Annotated in this window: 19 protein-coding genes; 8 read left to right on the top strand and 11 right to left on the bottom strand. The window is 69.8% G+C overall.

Annotation, left to right across the window (positions count from 1 at the left end):
• Positions 1 to 110: 110 nt before the first annotated feature.
• Positions 111 to 437 carry a DUF2171 domain-containing protein gene (locus HG543_RS17775; RefSeq protein WP_169345984.1) on the bottom strand — a complete coding sequence of 109 codons (327 nt, stop codon included), beginning with the start codon at positions 435 to 437 and terminating at the stop codon, positions 111 to 113.
• Positions 438 to 802: 365 nt separating this feature from the next.
• Between HG543_RS17775 and HG543_RS17770 the strand changes: the two genes are divergently transcribed.
• The 3 genes from HG543_RS17770 to HG543_RS17760 all read left to right on the top strand — a co-directional run bounded on the left by HG543_RS17770 (position 803) and on the right by HG543_RS17760 (position 2,741).
• The gene (locus HG543_RS17770) at positions 803 to 1,000 is read left to right on the top strand and encodes a hypothetical protein (protein WP_169345983.1); all 198 of its coding nucleotides are present in this window, start codon (positions 803 to 805) and stop codon (positions 998 to 1,000) included.
• A 19-nt stretch (positions 1,001 to 1,019) separates the two neighbouring features.
• A complete protein-coding gene (locus HG543_RS17765; RefSeq protein ID WP_169345982.1) occupies positions 1,020 to 1,526 on the top strand; it encodes an aminoacyl-tRNA deacylase in 507 nt (168 codons plus the stop codon).
• Positions 1,527 to 1,598: 72 nt separating this feature from the next.
• On the top strand, positions 1,599 to 2,741 hold the full coding sequence (locus HG543_RS17760; protein ID WP_343073386.1) for an MFS transporter: 1,143 nt from the start codon (positions 1,599 to 1,601) through the stop codon (positions 2,739 to 2,741).
• Between the two features lie 12 nt (positions 2,742 to 2,753).
• Here the strand turns inward: HG543_RS17760 and HG543_RS17755 are convergent, their stop codons facing one another.
• The 3 genes from HG543_RS17755 to HG543_RS17745 all read right to left on the bottom strand — a co-directional run bounded on the left by HG543_RS17755 (position 2,754) and on the right by HG543_RS17745 (position 6,482).
• Entirely contained in the window at positions 2,754 to 3,767 is a 1,014-nt protein-coding gene (locus tag HG543_RS17755) for an ATP-binding cassette domain-containing protein (RefSeq protein WP_169345980.1), read from the bottom strand.
• A gap of 159 nt (positions 3,768 to 3,926) precedes the next feature.
• Positions 3,927 to 5,003, bottom strand: a complete 1,077-nt coding sequence (locus tag HG543_RS17750; RefSeq protein WP_169345979.1) for an FHA domain-containing protein — start codon at positions 5,001 to 5,003, stop codon at positions 3,927 to 3,929.
• A 63-nt stretch (positions 5,004 to 5,066) separates the two neighbouring features.
• Positions 5,067 to 6,482, bottom strand: a complete 1,416-nt coding sequence (locus HG543_RS17745) for an MEDS domain-containing protein (protein ID WP_169345978.1) — start codon at positions 6,480 to 6,482, stop codon at positions 5,067 to 5,069.
• A 258-nt stretch (positions 6,483 to 6,740) separates the two neighbouring features.
• On the opposite strand from HG543_RS17745, the gene HG543_RS17740 reads away from it, so the two are divergent.
• The gene (locus HG543_RS17740; protein ID WP_169345977.1) at positions 6,741 to 7,535 is read left to right on the top strand and encodes an ABC transporter ATP-binding protein; all 795 of its coding nucleotides are present in this window, start codon (positions 6,741 to 6,743) and stop codon (positions 7,533 to 7,535) included.
• Here HG543_RS17740 and HG543_RS17735 read toward each other — a convergent pair.
• The gene (locus HG543_RS17735) at positions 7,486 to 8,079 is read right to left on the bottom strand and encodes a carboxymuconolactone decarboxylase family protein (protein WP_169345976.1); all 594 of its coding nucleotides are present in this window, start codon (positions 8,077 to 8,079) and stop codon (positions 7,486 to 7,488) included. The two genes, HG543_RS17740 and HG543_RS17735, sit on opposite strands and share 50 nt — an antisense overlap.
• Before the next feature lie 86 nt (positions 8,080 to 8,165).
• Here HG543_RS17735 and HG543_RS17730 point away from each other — a divergent pair, with 86 nt between their 5' ends.
• Positions 8,166 to 8,495, top strand: coding sequence for a winged helix-turn-helix transcriptional regulator (locus HG543_RS17730; RefSeq protein WP_169345975.1), 330 nt, complete (start codon positions 8,166 to 8,168; stop codon positions 8,493 to 8,495).
• A gap of 15 nt (positions 8,496 to 8,510) precedes the next feature.
• Here the strand turns inward: HG543_RS17730 and HG543_RS17725 are convergent, their stop codons facing one another.
• The 3 genes from HG543_RS17725 to HG543_RS17715 form a co-directional block, all read right to left on the bottom strand.
• Positions 8,511 to 9,320 (bottom strand): HNH endonuclease family protein, encoded by an 810-nt coding sequence (locus tag HG543_RS17725; protein WP_169345974.1) that lies wholly within the window; start codon positions 9,318 to 9,320, stop codon positions 8,511 to 8,513.
• Positions 9,317 to 10,618 (bottom strand): AAA family ATPase, encoded by a 1,302-nt coding sequence (locus HG543_RS17720; RefSeq protein ID WP_169345973.1) that lies wholly within the window; start codon positions 10,616 to 10,618, stop codon positions 9,317 to 9,319. The genes HG543_RS17725 and HG543_RS17720 overlap by 4 nt, the downstream gene beginning before the upstream one ends.
• A gap of 100 nt (positions 10,619 to 10,718) precedes the next feature.
• On the bottom strand, positions 10,719 to 12,692 hold the full coding sequence (locus tag HG543_RS17715; protein WP_169345972.1) for a glycoside hydrolase family 183 protein: 1,974 nt from the start codon (positions 12,690 to 12,692) through the stop codon (positions 10,719 to 10,721).
• A gap of 131 nt (positions 12,693 to 12,823) precedes the next feature.
• On the opposite strand from HG543_RS17715, the gene HG543_RS17710 reads away from it, so the two are divergent.
• Positions 12,824 to 13,174, top strand: coding sequence for a DUF3088 domain-containing protein (locus tag HG543_RS17710; RefSeq protein ID WP_169345971.1), 351 nt, complete (start codon positions 12,824 to 12,826; stop codon positions 13,172 to 13,174).
• Between the two features lie 18 nt (positions 13,175 to 13,192).
• Here the strand turns inward: HG543_RS17710 and HG543_RS17705 are convergent, their stop codons facing one another.
• Together HG543_RS17705 and argS are read right to left on the bottom strand one after the other, a co-directional pair.
• Entirely contained in the window at positions 13,193 to 13,717 is a 525-nt protein-coding gene (locus HG543_RS17705) for a GNAT family N-acetyltransferase (protein WP_169345970.1), read from the bottom strand.
• On the bottom strand, positions 13,714 to 15,507 hold the full coding sequence (gene argS / locus HG543_RS17700) for an arginine--tRNA ligase (RefSeq protein WP_169345969.1): 1,794 nt from the start codon (positions 15,505 to 15,507) through the stop codon (positions 13,714 to 13,716). Before argS ends, HG543_RS17705 begins: the two co-directional genes overlap by 4 nt.
• A gap of 233 nt (positions 15,508 to 15,740) precedes the next feature.
• Between argS and HG543_RS17695 the strand changes: the two genes are divergently transcribed.
• Positions 15,741 to 16,421, top strand: coding sequence for a hypothetical protein (locus HG543_RS17695; protein ID WP_169345968.1), 681 nt, complete (start codon positions 15,741 to 15,743; stop codon positions 16,419 to 16,421).
• On the opposite strand, the gene HG543_RS17690 is transcribed toward HG543_RS17695, so the two are convergent.
• Positions 16,418 to 17,323 carry a helix-turn-helix domain-containing protein gene (locus HG543_RS17690; RefSeq protein WP_169345967.1) on the bottom strand — a complete coding sequence of 302 codons (906 nt, stop codon included), beginning with the start codon at positions 17,321 to 17,323 and terminating at the stop codon, positions 16,418 to 16,420. The genes HG543_RS17695 and HG543_RS17690 overlap by 4 nt on opposite strands.
• Positions 17,324 to 17,440: 117 nt before the next feature.
• Between HG543_RS17690 and HG543_RS17685 the strand changes: the two genes are divergently transcribed.
• Positions 17,441 to 18,511: an alpha/beta fold hydrolase gene (locus HG543_RS17685; protein WP_169345966.1), complete on the top strand. Its 1,071-nt coding sequence runs from the start codon at positions 17,441 to 17,443 to the stop codon at positions 18,509 to 18,511.
• Positions 18,512 to 18,529: the final 18 nt, after the last annotated feature.

Below are 18,529 nucleotides of genomic sequence, written 5' to 3'. Positions count from 1 at the left end.
TATCCCACCTGAATGATTCCCGACGCTTACCCCGCCCCGCGGGTCAGAATTCCCGAAAACCGGGAGCGTGACGGGGGGCGCGCCGGAAGGGCCCTGGCGCCCCGCGTCACTCAGTGCCGGGCGGGCCCGGCGTCCAGGTCGGCGGCGGCATTCACGGGCTCGGCATCCATGCTCCCGTGGCGGCGCGGCGGCAGGGCTCCGCCGTCGTCATCCTCCTCCAGCGTGAGCAGCGGATGGTCCGCGTTCGCCAGGTACACGTCCTGCCCGGTGATGAAGTCCACGTCGCTGTACTCGACGAGGTAGTCGCGCCGCGGAATGGGGACGAGTCCCTGCTCCAGCTCGAAGTGGATGTCACCCACCGCGGCCACCCGTCCCACCACGCGCCCGTCCGCGGTCCGCACCGTCATTCCCTCGCGCACCTCCCCTACCTGAACCATCTGGGCCTCCTCGTGCTCACGGTGCCCGGACCATCCGGGCCCTCGTAGGAGGAACAGTGCGGGCTCGGGGAGCGGACGGCACTCATGGGGTGGCGGCCGGAGGAGCGCTCGACCGGGCGTCCTGCTCCGGAGCCCGGCGACGTGACGTCCCCCTTCCCTCCGCGCCGCGCGGTCGCCACCGTGAGAAGTCCCCTGGGCCGAGGGTGGCGGGTGGCCGAGCGATGCCCGCGACGCGGGCCTCGGAGCAGGAGGCGGGGCGCCACGCCTTCACGATGCGGTGCCGGAGAGGGAGCCGGCGTCGGGTGGACTCGCGCGCGGAGCCCGCGTCTCCAGGCGTGGCTAACGTTCGCCGCAGGAGGTGCCCCATGTTGTTGGAACTGTCGGCGGTGGAGGCGCGCGAGCTGAAGCAGGCGCTCGAGTCGGCGCTGCGCGTGCTCCTGGACGAAATCGCGCATGCGGATCAACGCGCGTATCGCGACATGCTGCGCGAGCGGTACGACCGGATGGACCAGCTCAACCGGCGACTGGAGATGTCGCTCGAAGGCAACCAGGTGTACGCCTGACCATGGCCAGGGTGGCTCGATGATTCCGGACTCCATCATCCAGTATCTCCAACGCCACCAAATCCCCTTCGAGCGCCGGCCACACCTGCGAGCCATCACCGCGCAGGCGCTCGCGGCGACGCTGCACGTCAGCGGCTTCCAGGTGGCGAAGACGGTCATCCTCCACGCGCAGGACCGGCTGTGGCTGTGCGTGACGAGCGCGCCGGACACGCTCGACCTGGGGCGCGTCTCGGAGATGCTCGGCGTCAGGCGCCTGCGGCTGGCGGAGGAGTCCGAGTTCGCCGAGCTCTTCCCCGAGTGCGAGGTGGGCGCCGAGCCCCCCTTCGGCCAGCTCTACGGGCTGCCCGTGCTGGTGGACGAGCACCTGCGCCAGGCTGAGCGGCTGTGGTTCCGCGCGGGCTCACACGCGGAGGCCATCGAGCTGGCGTTCGAGGACTTCATCGCCTTGGAGGAGCCGCTGCTCGGCCACATCGTCCGGGACCGCCCCGGCGAGCGGGCGCATGCGCCCATGGAGATGCACGGTTAGAATGCTCTCATGCTCAAGCAGACCTCTCCCCCCTGAGCCGTACTCGCTGCTCAACGACGTTGGACGGCGGTCCTGCTGGCCGTCGTCTTCACGGATGAACTCGCCACGGGCGTGGTGCCCTCGGGCGCGCCCGAACTGCTGAGTGCCTTCGACCTGACGCCCGCGCGGGCGGCGGGTTGGACCCTGTTCGCCTATCAGGTGCTCGGCGCCCTGCTCGAGCCACCGCTGCTGGCCATGGCCCATGGCCGGCGCGAGCGCCCCATGCGGGTGGCGGGGCTGGCCGTGCTGGCGCTCACCACCCTGGCGGCGGCGCTCGCGCCCTCGTACTGGCTGCTGCTCGCGGCCTTGATGCTCTACGGCCCGGCGAGCGGCGTCGGAGTGAACCTCGCCCAGGCGGCGCTCGTCTCCGCGAACCCCGAGCGGAGCGAGGCCGTGCTCGCGCGCTGGACATTCCTGGGCTACGCCGGAGACCTGCTCGCTCCCGCCGCCGTGGCCCTCTCGGTGGCCCTGGGCTTCGGCTGGCGAGGCGCGCTGTTCGCGGTGGGCCTGGTCGCGCTGGCGCAGGCCGTGGCCGCCTCACGTGTGACGGGTGGCGCCGAGCACGGCCCGGGTGAAGACGAGGAAACCGAAGCCCCTCTGCGAGAGGCCCTGCGCGCGGCCCTGCGCTGCCGGCCGCTGCTGGCCTGGTCCGCCGTCACGGTGCTGTGCGGCCTGCTCGACGAGCTGCTCGTCGGCTTCGGCGCCATCTGGATGACCGAGCGGCTGGGAGCCGATGCCACCGAGCGGGCCGCCATCCTCTCCGCGTGGGTGGTGGGAGGACTGCTCGGCTCGGCGCTCCTGGAGCGCTTCGCCTCGCGCTTCCGTCCCTCCACGCTGCTGGCCGTGTCGGGGCTGGGATGCGCCGTCGCCTATTCCGTGTGGCTGATGCTGGCGAGCACCTGGGTCACCAGCGCGCTCATGCTCGGATTGACGGGGATGTTCTCCGCGGCCCACTACCCGCTGCTGCGGGCACGGGCGTTCGCCGCCATGCCGGACCGGCCCCACATCGTGCTCGCGACGGGCTCCCTGCTCGGCTCGCTGGACATGACGTTGCCGCTCCTCATCGGCGTGGTGGCGGATGGTCCGGGCATCTTCGCGGCCATGCTCATGCTGCTCGCCCAGCCCGTGGGAGTGGCGCTCTCGGCGGTCGCGGCGCGCCGGAGCGAGCGGAGATAGCCCCCACCGGGCTCACATCGCCCGGCCCGACGTTGCGTCGAAGCGCCGCAGCCGGGCCGCGTCGTAGCGCAGCCACACGGGCGCGCCGGTGGGCGCATGGAAGTCTCCGGGTGCTCGCGCCACCATGCGCTCTCCGGCCACCTCCACCGTCACCCAGCTCTCCGCGCCCATGGGCTCCACGAGGTACACGCGGCCCTCCAGGGTGCCAGCCGGCGCGGGACCCTGTCCCACGTGCAGGTGCTCCGGACGCAGGCCGAGCACCACGTTCCCCTCCGGCTGGGCCAGCGTCGCCGGCTTCACCAGGTTGATGCGCGGCGAGCCGAAGAAGCCCGCGACGAACAGGTTCGCGGGCGCGTCGTACAGCTCGCGCGGCGGCGCCACCTGCTGCACCTCGCCCTGGTTCATCACCACCACGCGGTCCGACAGCGTCATCGCCTCGGCCTGGTCGTGGGTGACGTAGATGAACGTGGCCTTGAGCTGCTCGTGCAGCTTCTTGATTTCCCCGCGCATCTGCGTGCGCAGCGCCGCGTCCAGGTTGGACAGCGGCTCGTCGAACAGGAACACCTTCGGCCGGCGCACCAGCGCGCGTCCCAGCGCCACGCGCTGCCGCTGCCCGCCCGACAGCTCCTTCGGCCGGCGCGACAGCAGGGCCTCCAGTCCCAGCACCGACGCCACCTCGCGCACGCGGGCGTCGATGTCACCGCGAGCCATGCCGGCGACGACCAGGGGAAAGGCCAGGTTCCGGGCCACGTCCATGTGCGGGTAGAGCGCGTAGCTCTGGAACACCATGGCGATGTCGCGCTCGCGCGGGGACATGCCGTTCACCACCGCGCCGTCGATGCGCAGCGTGCCGCCGGACAGCTCCTCCAGGCCGGCGATGAGGTTCAGCGTCGTGGACTTGCCACAGCCGGACGGGCCCACCAGCGAGATGAACTCGCCGTCGGCGATGTGCAGCGTGACGCCCTTCACCGCGGCCACGCCACCCCGGTACACCTTGCGCACGTCTTCCAGGGACACCGTCGCCACGCGGCTACGCCTCCCCGGCGCCCGAGCCCCGGGCCCACCGCGTGTCAGACTGTTCTCGCGAGTCGTCCGTCCTCCGCATGGCCCGAGCATGGCGCCCTCCCCGCATCCCCCGGCAAGCACTCCTTCACCCGGCAGTGCACCCGCGGACAGGAGCGGCCCCTACTCCCCGGGCTCGGAGGACTCCGGCACCAGCCCCCACCGCCGCATCAGCCGGTAGAGCTGCGTGCGATGCAGCCCGAGCGCCCGAGCCGCCCCGCTCACGTTGCCCGCGTGGGCCGCCAGCGCGGCCTCCACCGCCGCGCGGTCCGGAGTGGCTGCCGGCACTCCGTCTCCGGCGTCCAGGCCCGACACCGCGCCCCGGCCCGACGTGGCCTCCGGCACTCCGCCCGCACAGGCCGGCACCGCCCCCGGAGCAACAGGCACCCCATCCGCCTTCCCGGGCACCCCACCGGAAGGAACCGGCGCTCCGCCCGGCCTGGACACCGCGCCCGGAGAAGCCTGCGGCCCGCCCGCCCCGGGCACCGCGCCCGACAGCGCCAGCATCGGCATCACCCGCCGCCCGATGAACGGCGTCACCGCGTCCGAGGGCAGCGGCATCCCCGCGCCAGGCGCCAGATGCTCCGCGCGCAGGATGCGCACGCCCAGGACCTGGGCTTCCCGCGCCGTGCGCCGCACCTCGTCCAGCAGCTCACGGACCTCCCCGGGCCAGGACCGCAGCAGGCACGCCTCCACGAAGCTGGCATGGACCTCCGGCGCGCCCTTGCCCACCTCCCTCACGGCCTGGAGCATCAGCCCGGGCACCTCCTCCATCCGGTCGCGCAGGGTGACGCCCAACTCCAGGTCCGGCGCGGACGTCCCGCCCTCCTCGAGGCGCCGCACGTCCTCGAAGAACAGGGCCACCGTGTTGCTCATCCGCAGCGTGCGCGGCGAGGCGAACATGCGCCGCCCCGTCACCCGCTCCCCATCCACCCAGGTGCCATTGCGGCTGCCCAGGTCCGCCACGGTCCACCCGCGCGGCTCGCGTCCCACCTCCGCGTGGAGCCGGGACACCCGCTCGTCCGGCAGCGGCTGCCCGCCCGCGTCCTCGCGGCCCAGGATGAGCCGCGCGCCGTCCAGCGCCACGGCGCGCACCAGCGGCGTCCCTCCGGAGAAGACGACGACGAGCCCGGGCCGTGGCCGGTCGTCCCGCCTCGACTCGGGCCCGGTGCCTCCCCGTGTATCGACGCCTCCCCTCACGTTGAGCTCCCCTCGCTGGCAGTCTCCGCGTCTTACACCAGCAGGAACAAGGACCGCCCGACCCTAGCCCGCGGCCACACGCCCGGACGCCTCCTGGGGCAGCCGGACGACGAAGCGCGCCCCACCGCCCGGGGGCTGCTCCACGTGGAGGTCGCCGCCATGCCGCCGGGCAATCTCACGGCTGATGTGCAGCCCCAGGCCCAGCCCGTTCTGGTCGGTCCGCAGCCGGCGGAAGCGCTCGAAGATGCGCTCGTGCTCCTCGGAGGGAATGCCCGCGCCATGGTCCCTCACCTCCACGGTGACGCCGCCGGGCTCGCGGGTGACGTCCACCTCGATGCGGGTGCCGGGCGGGCTGTACTTCCGCGCATTGTCGAGCAGGTTCATCACCACCTGCTCCAGGCGCCGTGCGTCCACCACCACCTCGGCCCTGTCGGGAGCGCGCACCACCAGGGTGTGCTCCGGCGCCATGGCCCGCATCATCTCGGCCGCCTCGTGGACGAGGGCCGACAGGTCGCACGGCCCGGGTTCCAGGGCCAGCTGCCCCGAGGCCAGCCGCGCCGCGGCGAGCACCTGGTCGATGAGCCGCGCCTGCCGCGTGGCCTGGCGCACGATGACCTCCAGGCTGCGCCGCAGCGTGCCCGGCTCCACCGCGGGCGCCCGGTCCATGCCGCGCAGCGCCGCCTGCGAGTACACGAGCATGCTCGCCAGCGGCGTGCGCAGCTCGTGGGCGAGCATCGACAGCAGGGCATCCCGGGAGCGCGCCTCCGCCTCGGCCTCCTCCCGCGCGACGCGGGCCGAGTGCAGCTCCAGCCGCTGCGCCTCCGCCTGCCGCATGCGCTCCAGCTGCGCCAGCATCCACTCCACGCGGTGCTCGGCGGCGGCGCCGTCCATCACCGCCTCGGGCGGCTCGTAGTACAGGTTGTCGTACGCCGCCTGGCCCACGGACACCCAGGGGTGCACGCGCATGGCGTCGCGGCACACGGCCGCCGGGAAGCGCGAGCGGTCATACATGCACACGGCCACCAGCGGCTCATCCGGGTACAGGTGGTTGCCGAGCGCCTCGTAGTGGATGAGCCGGTTGGCGTTGACGCCCATCTGCAGGGCCCACGTCATCTCCGCGATGACGCGCAGGCCGCTGAAGCCGTCCGTGAGGCTCTGCTGGATGGCCTGGCGCACGAAGCCAATCATCGCCGCCGGGTCGAACTCGCCGTCCGGGAAGGACACCTCCCAGCGCTCCACCAGGACCAGGGCGCCGCTGGCGAGCCGGGCCGCCACGTCGATGCCCACGGCCTCCAGGCTGCGCCGGATGCGCGCGGGGTCCTGCTCGCCCACCACGTAGATGCAGCGCTCCTTTGCCTCGAAGCCGGCGGCGACGAACGGCGCCACCGTGGCGAGCGGGTCGTCGTCCTTTCCGTACAGAAGGCAGGCGTGCTGTCCCCGCCGGACGTCCAGCGACTCCGAACCCGTCGAGTGCTCCATCTCGGCCGTCCCGCGTCCCCGGGGCTCCACCCGCGTCGGACCTCGCCGTGCTCGGCGGTCCGGCCCTGCCCGAGGACGGGCGAGAGCATCCCAGCCCCGACGGCTCCTGGGGAAGCCTCCTCCCAGGGGGGGATTGGGCCCCCAACGGCACACCGGCCCGTGTGCCCACCAGTCGACATGCCAGAGGACAGGTGGCCCGCCGTGTCATGGGACGTCTTCAGCGGCGCGAGGGGACCACACGCACTATGGTGCCGGGCGATGAGCGACACGAGCAACGCGTCGGCGGGTACGCCGGCCATCGAGGTCCGGGACCTCTACAAGTCCTTCGGCGCCCAGCCGGCCCTGAAGGGGGTGAGCCTCGTGGTGCCCGAGGGCACCACCACGGTGCTGATGGGCGTGTCCGGCTCCGGCAAGTCGGTGCTGATGAAGCACATCATGGCCCTGCTGAAGCCGGACCGGGGCGTGGTGCTGGTGGAAGGCCAGGACGTGGCGAAGATGGATGAGAAGACGCTGGACGAGATGCGCCGCAAGCAGGGCATCCTCTTCCAGGCCAACGCCCTCTTCGACTCGCTCAACGTCTACGACAACGTGGCGTTCCCCCTGCGCGAGCGCACGAAGATGTCCGAGGCGGAAATCAAGGAGACGGTGGAGAAGACGCTGGCCAAGGTGGGGCTGTCGCACGCGGCCACGCGCTTCCCGGGCGAGCTGTCCGGCGGCATGCAGAAGCGCGTGGGCTTCGCGCGCGCCACCATCCTCCAGCCGAAAATCCTCCTCTACGACGACCCGACGGCCGGCCTGGACCCGCTCACCACGGCGGCGGTGAACGAAATCATCTTCACGGGCAAGCAGCAGCTCGGCGCCACGTCGTTGGTGATTACGCCGGACGTGGCCTCCGCGTTCGGCATGGCGGACCAGATCGTCATCATGCACGAGGGGCAGATCGTCGAGTCCGGCCCGCCCGACAAGGTCAAGGAATCCCAGCACCCGCAGGTGAAGGCCTTCCTCAAGAACTGGCTCCAGCGCCGCGCGAAGAGTCAGGCGGCGAAGGGTTGATGGGGAAGCGCGCCGCGAAGGACTCCAGCGGCAGGCGCAGCGCGTTCGTGACGTAGGAGATGGCGTGGTAGTAGCCCGCCAGCGCGAGCAACTCCAGGAGCTGGGACGGGGTCCACTCCCTGGCCAGCTCGGCCCAGAGCGCGTCGGACACGGTGGCGCTCGCGTGCAGCTCGTCACACAGCCGCAGCAGCAGGCGCTCGCGCGGGCTGAAGGGCGTGGCCTCCGGGTCGTCCGTGCACAGGCCCTGGACCTCCTCGGGTGTCAGGCGGACCCGCTCGCCGAAGAAGGCCACGTGGACGCCCCACTCGTACTCGGAGCCGCAGCGCCAGCAGGTGCGGTCGATGACCAGCTCCCGCTCGCGCAGGCTCACAGTGCCCTTGTCCAGCAGGCCGCCCGCCAGCATCCGGCTGAAGACGCGCTCGTTCACCGCCAGCGTGCGGAAGAGCACGAGCGGCGGAACGCCCGCTGGCATGAGCCGCTCGAGCGCCGTGGCGACGGCCTCGGTGTACGGCGGTTCCATGGGTGCGATACGGGCCTCGGTCATGGCTGGCCTCCCTGGCTGCGAGTTGCTACGAATTCCGTAGCACCCTGGCATTAACGCTACGCTTTTCGTAGCGCAAGGAAACCCCCATGGCACGCTCCCCCAGGACAGGCTCCGCGGTCCGAGGCTCCCGCACCGGCCGACCCATCATGGTGCTGCTGGACCTGCTGGGCCGGCGCTGGACGCTGCGCATCGTCTGGGAGCTGCGCGGAGGGCCCCTCACCTTCCGGGCCCTGCGAGAGGCGTGCGACGGGCTGAGCCCCACGGTCCTCAACACGCGCCTGAAGGAGCTGCGGGACAGCGGCCTCGTGGCGCTCAACGAGGCGGAGGGCTACGCGCTCACGCCCCTGGGCCAGGAGCTGCTGGAGCGCTTCCTCCCGCTCGTGGAGTGGTCGGAGCGCTGGGCGCGCCGGGGGTGACCTCGGTCCGTTCCCTCACCAGGTCAGCGCCTCTGGAGCTCTGGAGAAGAGAAGCGTCAGCTCAGGCAAGAGAGCGTGCTGGCGCTTCATCTCGAACCAGACCGTGGGGTGCTGCCGCGTACGAATGTCCTCCGCCAGCCTGTCGAGATGGGCTTGCGGCAGGCCTTCCGCCTTGTCCCGCGCGTAGACCTTCAGATGGGCCAGGTAGTCCAGGTAGGCCGAGCGTCTGGCCTGCGGCAGCCAGTCCCGAATGTTCAGCTGGAGCTCGCGTATCGTGTAGCCAGCTCGTTCATGCTCCACCGACCCTGGCTTGGCGCGCGGGGTGAAGAAGAAGGTATCCGCCAGGTCCAGGGACAGGTACTCGGTCGGGTCCTCGACCCTGGGGTCGATGAACACGGGCTTGCCTGCGATGGGAGGCACGATCGGAGCGTTCCGTGCGCGCGCCACGTTCGTCAGGACGCCCGTCCCTTCGGCGAAGACGGCGAAGTGGTTGTTCTTGGGTCCGTTGCAGGGACCACATGCATAAAGGTAGTTCGTCCAGGCGAAGACCAGCTCGGGGTAGAGCGCCTTGGGGCGGATGTGCTCCACCTCGTCGGCGGCGGAGTCTTCGCAGTAGGCGCAGCGGCGCGCACCGGAACTCATCTTCGTCAGCGTTGCCTTGACACTATCGAAGGTTCTGTTGCCCTTCGTGTTCAGCGCCCTGAACCGCTCCTTCGCGTGGGTCACGCGCGCCGCGTAGTCCGGTTGGGCGTCCACGTCCCGCTGGTAGTCCGCGAGGCTGGCGAGGGCATCCGCTGGCAGTGGGACATCAGGGAGCCGGATCACTTCTCCATGACCTCCACGCTAGAAGACGGGAGCGCGCTGGCCGCGGTTGGGAGCCGCTCCCGTAGCTTCCGCTGCTCCGCGCGCTCCTCCTCGGTCAGCCCTTCCGCGAGTTCCTTCTGATTGAGGATGGCGAGCCGTTCGAGTTGTTCGAGTGCCTCGGGCGAGCGGGTGGAGACCTCTCCGAAGACGCCCGTGCTGTAGGCATCCAAGACGTTTCCGTAGAGCAGCCGGTCACGCGCAACGCCGGTGACCATGCCGCCTCGCTCCTCACTCCCGGGGCGAGGGAGACGGAAGATGCTTCCTACCGTCGCGGCCTGGCAGATGAGCGGGCTGTGCGTCGTCACGATGAACTGGAGCTTCGGGAAGTGCTTGCGGAACCAGTGGCCAACACGTCGCTGCCAGGTGGGGTGCAGGTGGACGTCGACTTCATCGATGAGGACGACACCCGGAACCTGAATCGTCGTTGAATCGCCAGGGGCGAAGATGTTTTCCGCGCCGTACGTCCTTACGAGTTGACGGATCAGCTCGAAGGTCATGCTCAGGATGGAGCGATAGCCGTCGCTCAGGTTCTCAACCGGAACGTCGCAGCCGTTGCCATCGACGAAACGTACGCCGTTCGAGGAGATGGACTCCAACCGGGCCTCATGGGGGAGGAAGTCGGGCTGGTTGATGAATTCCCTGAGGGAGTCGAGCAACTTCTCTTCCTTGAGTCCCCCCTCCAGCTTCTTGAACTGGAGCAGCTTGAGCCACTCCAAGCACTCCGTCAGGGCGACGGACTCTCCGAAGACCGAGAGATGCCGTGCCAACTTGGGATTGGAGGAGAAGATCTTTTCCTGGTCCTTGTCGCCGCCTGTGAATCGGCGAAAGGGTCCATACGAGGCACAGAACCAGCCGTAGCTGTCTCCCAAGACTCCGCTCTCGAAACGAGAGCTGAAAGGGAAGCCAAGGTCGACATGAGTGCCGAGGCGCTCCAGCCACAGCTCAGGCTCGAGGTCGAAGTCCTCGGGCCTCTTCCCCTCCCCTTCAGGGTGATCCCAGAACTCGTCCCGCTCCAAGGAGAGGCCAATCGAACCGACCCGTTTGCTCCACCGCAGCCACTCGTTCCAATCCTGGCGCAGGGCATTCGCTTCCTTCGGCCCCACCAGACCGAGGGCAATAGCCCGAAGCACCGAACTCTTCCCCGAACCGTTGTCCCCGATGATGACGTGCCATCCCGCCAGAGTGGGAGCCGAAGGCGGCTCCCACTCAAGCGCATCAATCGAGCGGATGTTCTTGAGGACGACCTTCTTCAGGTACATGCCGCACAGCACGCCCGAAACACGGGGGAGGGTCAACCGCTTCGTCTACGGACCGTGCGCTGGCCACACCCTCCCATGCCGGGCGTGAACCCGAGGCCCCTCACTCTCGGGTCAGGCTGACGTCATCCACCTGAATCCAGGTGTCCGTGCCGTGCGCCCACATCCCAGCGAACAGCTCCACGCTGTGATTCGAACCGGAGTCGAACGTCACCGACAGCCGCGTGTAGCTGCCCAGCGGCTGCGTGAAGGGGACCTCGTTGAGGATGGGCCCTCCTCGGAGCACCCGCGCGCCAAAGTAGCCGTCCGTGTGCGCGCCCGCCGTCTTCACCCAGCCCGTGAGCGTGTAGCGCGTGTTCGGCGTCACCGCGACCTCCTGCTTGATGGCGTTCCACCCCTGCGTGTTGCGCGCCCAGGCGTTGTTGGCACCCGTCCTCGCGAACCCCAGTCCCCGGTCGATGCCCGCGTTGCCATCGGCGTACCACGGTGAGGTCGCGCTCGTGGACGGCTGCTGCTCGAAGCCCGGCTGGGCGACGAGGTTCCCCACGCGGGTCAGACTCACGTCATCGAGCTGGAGCCACGTGTCCCCGTTGGCCCACAGGCCGCCGTACACCTCCACCACGGAGTTCGCCCCGGAGTTGAAGCTCACCACCTGCTCCGTGTACCCCGGCAGCGAGCCGAAGGCCCGCTCGCTCAGGACGGGGCCGTTGTTCACCCCTCGCGCCCCGAAGTAGCCGGCGGTGTTGTTGGACGAGGTGCGCACCCAGCCGCGCAGCGTGTAGTCCGTGTACGGCTGGACCACCACGCTCTGCTTCAGCGCGTTCCAACCACTGTTGTTGCGCACGAAGCCATTGTCCTGTCCCGTCCGCGCCGAGAAGAGGTTGCGGTCGATGCCAGCCTGCCCCTGCACGTACCAGGGCGCCATCACCGGCGTCGCCGCCTGGGTCTCGAAGCTCGGCTCGGAGAGCAGGTTGTCTCCCTCCGTGTCCCCCGTCAGCGTCGCCCGCATGAGGAACGTGTTGTACGGCGTCCACTGGGACATCACGAAGTACAGCTCGGTGGCGGTGTTCCCCCAGGGGTGGATGAAGGCGTTGTAGAGGCCGGGGAACGCGCTGCCGCTGGCGAGCACCTTCTCCCCGCTCCACGGGCCCGTGGGCGTCGCGGCGTCACGCATCACGATGGCCTGCCGGTGCTCGTTCAGGTACGTCATCAAGAACCGGCCGAGCGCGGCGTTGTACGAGACAGACAGCTCCCCCGCGATGCCGATGGCGACGGGTCGCGCCGCCGCCTGGGACGTGGACCAGCCATTGCCGTCCCAGTAGCGGTACGCGTTGATGTCCAGGAGCGAGCCCTCGGGCACGCGCGCGAGGTGGACGTTGCCGCGCCGGCCATTCGGCGTTGCGTACATGTAGACGAACCCGCCGTTCTTCACGAAGGCGGCCATCTGGAAGTTGTTCGTCCAGGAGGCGTTGTTCTGCCACCGCGCCGTCGGGTGCTTCACCCAGTTCTGCCCGTTGTCATCCGAGTACGCGATGCCCGCGTAGTTGGTCTGCCACGTGCCGGCCTCCCCCCAGTGGCGGACGGACATGTAGTGGATGTAGTGCCGCGAGCCGACGGTGACGCCCGCCGTGGGGATGACGGTCATCTCGTCATTGTCGATCTTCCTCGACGGCAGGATTTCCTTCGCGTGGCGCGCGTAGTCCTGAATCATCGTGGAGAACGAGAGCCCGTTCGCCAGCGCCGTGTCCGAGGACCGGGCGAGCACGTTGCTCCGCCACCCGCCTCCGCAGCCGCCGTTGCCGCACCACCCGGCGCCGAACGTGTCACCGAAGAGGACGAAGACCTCGCCACCGCCCTTGTCCCAGACGATGCCGAGGTCCGTCCCGTACACCTCGTAGTTCGAGTGCGTCTGGTTGGGGTTCGGCAGCACCTCCCCGGCGGGAGTCGCCCCCGTCACGCGCGAGACCTTCGTCACACCCGTGGGCGTCACGGCCCCGGCGCTCCCCGCCATCAGGAGCGCCAGTGCCGGCATGACGTGCAACCGCAGGGTCCGCTTCCAGGTCCGCGTGTACCTCATCGTTCGTATCCGCCTCTCGGAGTGGCTTGATACGAGGATTGGACCCTGAAATTCCCGCTTTGCAAGAATCTGAAGAACCGTGCGGCGATGGCTCGCCAGGGGCGTGCCCTGGAGGTAAGCCACGGCCCGCCATGCCCTCCGACACCCTGTTCCTGCTCGCCCCCGACTTCGAGGACTCCCAGTACCCCGGCGTGCGCTTCTACTGCGAGCACTGCGCGCAGCTGGAGGGTGTGCTCGGCTACTTCCCGTCAGTGGCGCGCGCGCTGGAGATTCGGCGCATCCCCTTCCCCCGGCCTCGCGCCGCCGTGGTGGAACGGGTCGGCGAGGAGCACCAGTGGCTGCCCCTGCTGGTGCTCGGCGAGGGCTCCGACGACCACGGCTGCGCGACGGGCACCCACGAGGGCCGCCGCTTCATCACGGGCAAGGACGGCATCGCCCGCTGGCTCTCCGCCCGCTTCGGCATCGCCGTCCCGCACCCATGAGGGACAGCCCCAGGCCCCTCACCGCGACAGGTACACGCGGCTCGGGAAGCCCTCGTAGTCGATGAGCCGGTCGAACCGCATACCGAGCCGCTCCGCGACACGGAGCGAGGGCGCGTTCGCCACGCTGATGATGGCCACCACCGGGACGTCAGGGATGTGCGTCCCGGCCAGGGACAGGGCCTCGCGAGCCAGCTCGGTCGCGTACCCCGCCCCCCAGGCGGACGGCGTGAAGCGATAGGCCAGGTTCAGCACCTGCTGACCTTCGAGCTCGCGGTGCCGGACGCCTCCAAAGCCGATGACGACGCCGGGAGCCTCCCGCCGCTCCACGGCCCAGTACCCCACGCCGCGCCCGGCCCAGTCGCCCAACCACAAATCCAGCCGGGCGCGGGCCGCGTCGAGGGTCGGTGTCGGACTCAGTCCCCCCGGGTGGTATCGGTTCGTCTCCGGGTCCGCGTGGATGGCGTACATCACCTCCAGGTCCGTCTCCCGGAGCGCGCGGAGCAGAAGCCGCTCCGTCACCACGTGCTCGAATGCCCGGGTCATGACTGGGCGACCTCCTCCTCCTCGGGGGGCGCCTCCATGACCTCCGGCGCCTGGATGCCGAGGATGCCGAACGCGGCCTTCAGGACCTGCTTGAGCGCGGCGACCATGGCCAGCCGGCCCTGCGTCTTCTCCGCGTCGGCGCTGACGATGGGGTCCGACTTGTAGCGCGTGTAGTAGCTGTGGAAGTCGGAGATGAGCTCCTGGCAGAAGTAGAGCACGTGGTGCGGCTCCAGGTTGGCCGCCGCGGTCTGCACCACGTCGGGCAGCCGGCTCATCTTCTGAAGCATCGCCTTCTCTTCCGGCAGCGTCAGCCGCGCCAGCTGCGCGTCCGTCACCCGGTCCACGCCGACGAAGGGCTGGCCCTTCTCCTCGGCCTTGCGCAGGAGGGCGGCGCACCGCGCGTGGCCCATCTGGAAGTAGAACACCGGGTTGGTGCTCTTCTGCTCGCGCACGGAGTCCAGGTCGAAGTCGAACTGGGCGTTGGGCGTCTTCATGAGGAACAGGAAGCGGCACGCGTCGGCGCCAGCCTCCTCGATGAGGTCCGCCAGCTCGAACACGGTGCCCTTGCGCTTGCTGACCTTGACCTCCTCACCCCCGCGGGTGATGCGGACAATCTGGACCAGCACGAACTTGAGCTTCTTGTGGTCGAACCCCAGCAGGTGCATGCCGGCCTCGAGCCGCGGCACGTGGCCCGCGTGGTCGGCGCCGAACACGTCGATCATCAGGTCGAAGCCGCGGTCGAACTTGTCCTTGTGGTACGCGAGGTCCGCCGTCAGGTACACGGGCGTGCCGTCGTGACGGAGGATGATGCGGTCCTCGTCGTCCTTGAGCTGCGTGGTCATCAGGAAGGTGCCGCCACGCTGCCGGTCGGAGTACTGCGCGGCCTTGGAGTCCTCGGCGCGGACCTTCGCGTCCTTGCGGCGGGCCTCGGTGGCCTCGTAGGTGGCGCCGCGCTCGCGGTACACGTCCACGATGGAGCGCACCTTGCCGGCCGCGTGCAGGGAGGCCTCGCTGTAGAACACGTCGTGCTGGATGCCGGCCTGCGCCAGGGTGGCGCGGATGGCCTCCAGGTTCTTCCGGATGCCCACCTCCATGGCGGCGGGGAGCCACTCGGACTCGGGGGCGTTCAGGTAGCGCTCGCCCACCTCCTCGCGCCACGTCTTGGCGATGTCGATGACGTAGGCGGCGGGGTACTCGCCCTCGACGAGCTCCACCTGCTGGCCGAAGAGCTGGCGGTAGCGCTTGTGCACGGTGCGCCCGAGCGTCTCCACCTGCTTGCCGTAGTCGTTGATGTAGAACTCGCGCGTCACGTCGTGGCCGGCGGCGTCCAGGAGTCGCGCCAGGGCGTCACCCATGAAGGCGCCGCGCGCGTGGCCGATGTGGACGGGGCCGGTGGGGTTGGCGGAGACGAACTCCACCTGCACGCGCTTGCCGGAGGACTTCGCGGGCTGGCGGCCGAAGGACTCGCCGGCGCGCAGCACGTCGCGCGTCACGGACTGGAAGACGGAGTCCTTGAGGCGGAAGTTGAGGAAGCCGGGGCCGGCGCGCTCCACCTTCGTGACGATGCCGTCCGGGTCCACGAGATTGGCGATGATGGCATCGGCGATGTCGCCCGGCTTCTTGCCGGCGGCCTTGGACATCACCATGGCGACGTTGCAGCTCCAGTCGCCGTGCTCGGGGTTCTTGGGTACCTCGATGGCGTAGCCCGGCACCTGCTCGAACGAGAGCACTCCCTTGGACTTCAGCGCCGACAGCGTCTCATCGACGACGGCGCGCACCTTCTGTCGCATCTGACGATTCTCCCCACCGGACCGCGGTCCCGCCCCCTGTAGAGCGAACCCCCAGGCGAGGCAAGCGGCTCGTGACGGGACGTGTTTCTCCGGGAAGGACGGATGACCGGGCGGCGCGATTCCTGACCGGCCCGGATGACATTCCGTCACACGGCCGCACGGTCTGGGAGCGGGCCTCCTCGGACGGTGGGTGCGGCATGTGCGCTGCAAGGGGCAGGCGCCCGGGAGGTGGAATGACGGTCATCGAGCTTCTCGTCATCCTGTTCTGGGTTGCCTGCATCGGCGGCTCGGCCAGCCTCATGCAGAGTCACTTCGGGTGGGTGGGCGTCTTTCCAGGCGCGCTGCTCGGGGCGCTGGTGCCGTTCGTGCTGTACCGTGCCATGGGCTGGGGCGAGCGCCTGTACCGTGTCGCCTCGGGCCTCCGGCGCGCCAGGGGCAAACCCATGACACTCAGCGATATCGAGGACGCGCTGCCCTGGGGGCTTCACGATGCCCGACTCACCTGGATGTGGGTCGACTGGGGGCGAGGGAAGCTGAGTCTGCATGTCCGCGTGAAGATGGACGAACACCAGAAGACGGACCAGCTCGCTGGAATCACACTCTCCGGGCTGCGCTACTTCACGATGACGCCGCCCACGGGAAGCGCGCCGGAAGGCGCTCCAGACCCGGAAAGGGGCTCCTGGATTGATGCTGGCTCCGGCCACGCACGGCCCGAGGCCGCGGCCTCACACCCTCCGACTCCGGAAGGCCACTTCGTCCACTACATCTACTTTCGAGACACCGGGCAGGACCTGCACGTCTGCGCGCAAGAGGCCGAGCTCACCTGGATCGAAGAGAAGCCGGTACCCGTCTCGGGTTCAGGGGCCCTGTTCCCCGGGGAAGAGATTCCGGACCCGAAGCCTGGGAGTCGCTAACCGGCACGCGTGGCGAGAACGGTGGCCGCCCAGTCCTCCGGCGTCGTCTTGCGGAAGCGAGCCGGAGAGCAGCCCACCTCGCGGCGGAACGTGTTGATGAAGTTGGAGAGGTCGCCGAAGCCCACGTCGAGGGCGATCTCCGTCACCGGCCGGGAGGTGTCGCGGAGCAGCTCGATGGCCCGCCGGACGCGTACCTGCGTGAGGAAGCGGTGCGGCGTCACGCCCGTCTCGCGCTTGAACACGCGGAGGAAGTGGTAGGGGCTCAGGCCGGCCACCCGCGCCAGGTCTCCCAGGCGGAGTTCGTCCGCCGAACCGTGCTCGATTTCGGCGAGGGCGGCCTGCACGCTGTCCCGGGCGGTCCGGCTGTCACGCGGCACCTCGGACCTGGGAGCGCGCCCGAGCTGCGCGCCGATGCTGGCGGCGAGCGCCAGCCCCAGTTCCTCGAGACCCAGCGCCGGCCCATTCTCCGAGAGCCGCTGCTCGGCGAGATGCCTGAGCGCCTCGACGCGAGGCAGGGGCGGGAGCACCGACCGCGCGAAGTACCGGCGCGGGGCGCCACGCGGCGCGCTCCCCACCGCCTCTTCGAGGAGCGCCTCGTCGATGTGGAAGATGATGCAGCGATCTCCACCGGCGTGCTCGTGCGAGATTTCGTACTGCTGCCCCGGGTTGGCGAGCATCGCGAAGCCGGCGGTGAGCAACTGCGGCCCGCGCTCACTGCGGAAGCCGAACACGCCCGAGCGGACCAGGGTGATGGACGTGGAGGTGAACTGCTCCGGCTCGGTCGGCGCGCCCTTCTCCAGGGGACAGCGGTACTCGGAGACACGCACCAGCCCGTCGCGTCCCAGCTCGCGGCGGGACGTGGGTGTCGGCGTCGGTGCTTGAGCCCCCTTGGAGCGCCCCATGCCGGCAGCCTAGCAGGAGCGCAATTTCCACCAAGTGGGGCCCCGAGCCGCCTCGCTACAAGCCCGCCGTCACAGCGTGGCACCCGCCACTCACATCAGGGACGGAAGGCAGACGTCATGAACTCGAGGAGAGACACACCCCACGCGGCGGAGACCCCCTCACCGGAGCGCACCGCGAACGGCCCCGTACTGCGCCTGCACCGCCGCGAGTTCGTCACCCTGGCGGCCGGTGCGCTCGCGGGGAGCGTGCTCGCGGGATGCAGCGCCCAGGCCTCACGAGGCGGTGTCGCCTCGCCGATGACAGGCGAGAGAGAGACGCTGGATGCCGCGGCCTTCCGCGCCTCGCGGCGCTATGCGCAGACGCGCTTCGGGCGAATCGCCTACGTCGAGCGCGGCACGGGTGACGCCGCGCTGTTCCTGCACGGCTTCCCGCTCAATAACTTCCAGTGGCGCGGCGCCATCGAGCGCCTGTCCCCGCACCGCCGCTGTGTCGCTCCCGACTTCCTCGGCCTCGGCTACACCGAGGTCGCCGAAGGCCAGAGCTGCGCCCCCGACGCGCAGGTCGCCATGCTCGTGACGCTGCTGGACCAGCTCTCCATCCGGTCCGTGGACGTCATCGCGAACGACAGCGGCGGCGCGGTGGCGCAACTCCTCGTCACCCGGCATCCGGACCGCGTCCGCACGCTGCTGCTGACGAACTGCGATACGGAGAAGGACTGCCCGCCCCCCGCCATCCTGCCCGTCATCGAGATGGCGCGTGCCGACAAGTACGTGGACACGTGGCTGGCGCCCTGGCTCGCGGACAAGGTCCTCGCGCGGTCGGAGAAGGGGCTGGGCGGGATGACCTATACCCATTCCAACAATCCCACGGACGAGGCGTTGGACTACTACCTCACGCCCCTCGTGAGCACGCCGCGAGGCCGGGCGCAGGTCAATGCCTATACCCTTGCACTGGAGCGCAATGCGCTGGCTGGCATCGAGCCCGCGTTGAAGCGTTGCACCGCGCCGACGCGCATCCTCTGGGGAACGGGAGACACCATCTTCTCGCCGGAGAGCCCCGACTATCTGGACCGGACGTTCGGCGCTTCGCGAGGCGTGCGGCGGGTACCGGGAGCAAAGCTCTTCTTCCCCGAGGAGTTCCCGGACCTCATCGCCGAAGAGGCGCGCGGACTCTGGGGTGTTGGCTGAGCGGGAGTGTCAGACCTG

The sequence above is a fragment of the Pyxidicoccus fallax genome, assembly GCF_012933655.1.
Taxonomy (GTDB): Bacteria; Myxococcota; Myxococcia; order Myxococcales; family Myxococcaceae; genus Myxococcus; species Myxococcus fallax.
Note: the sequence above shows the minus strand (reverse complement) of the source record. Positions and strands in the feature narration are given on the sequence as shown.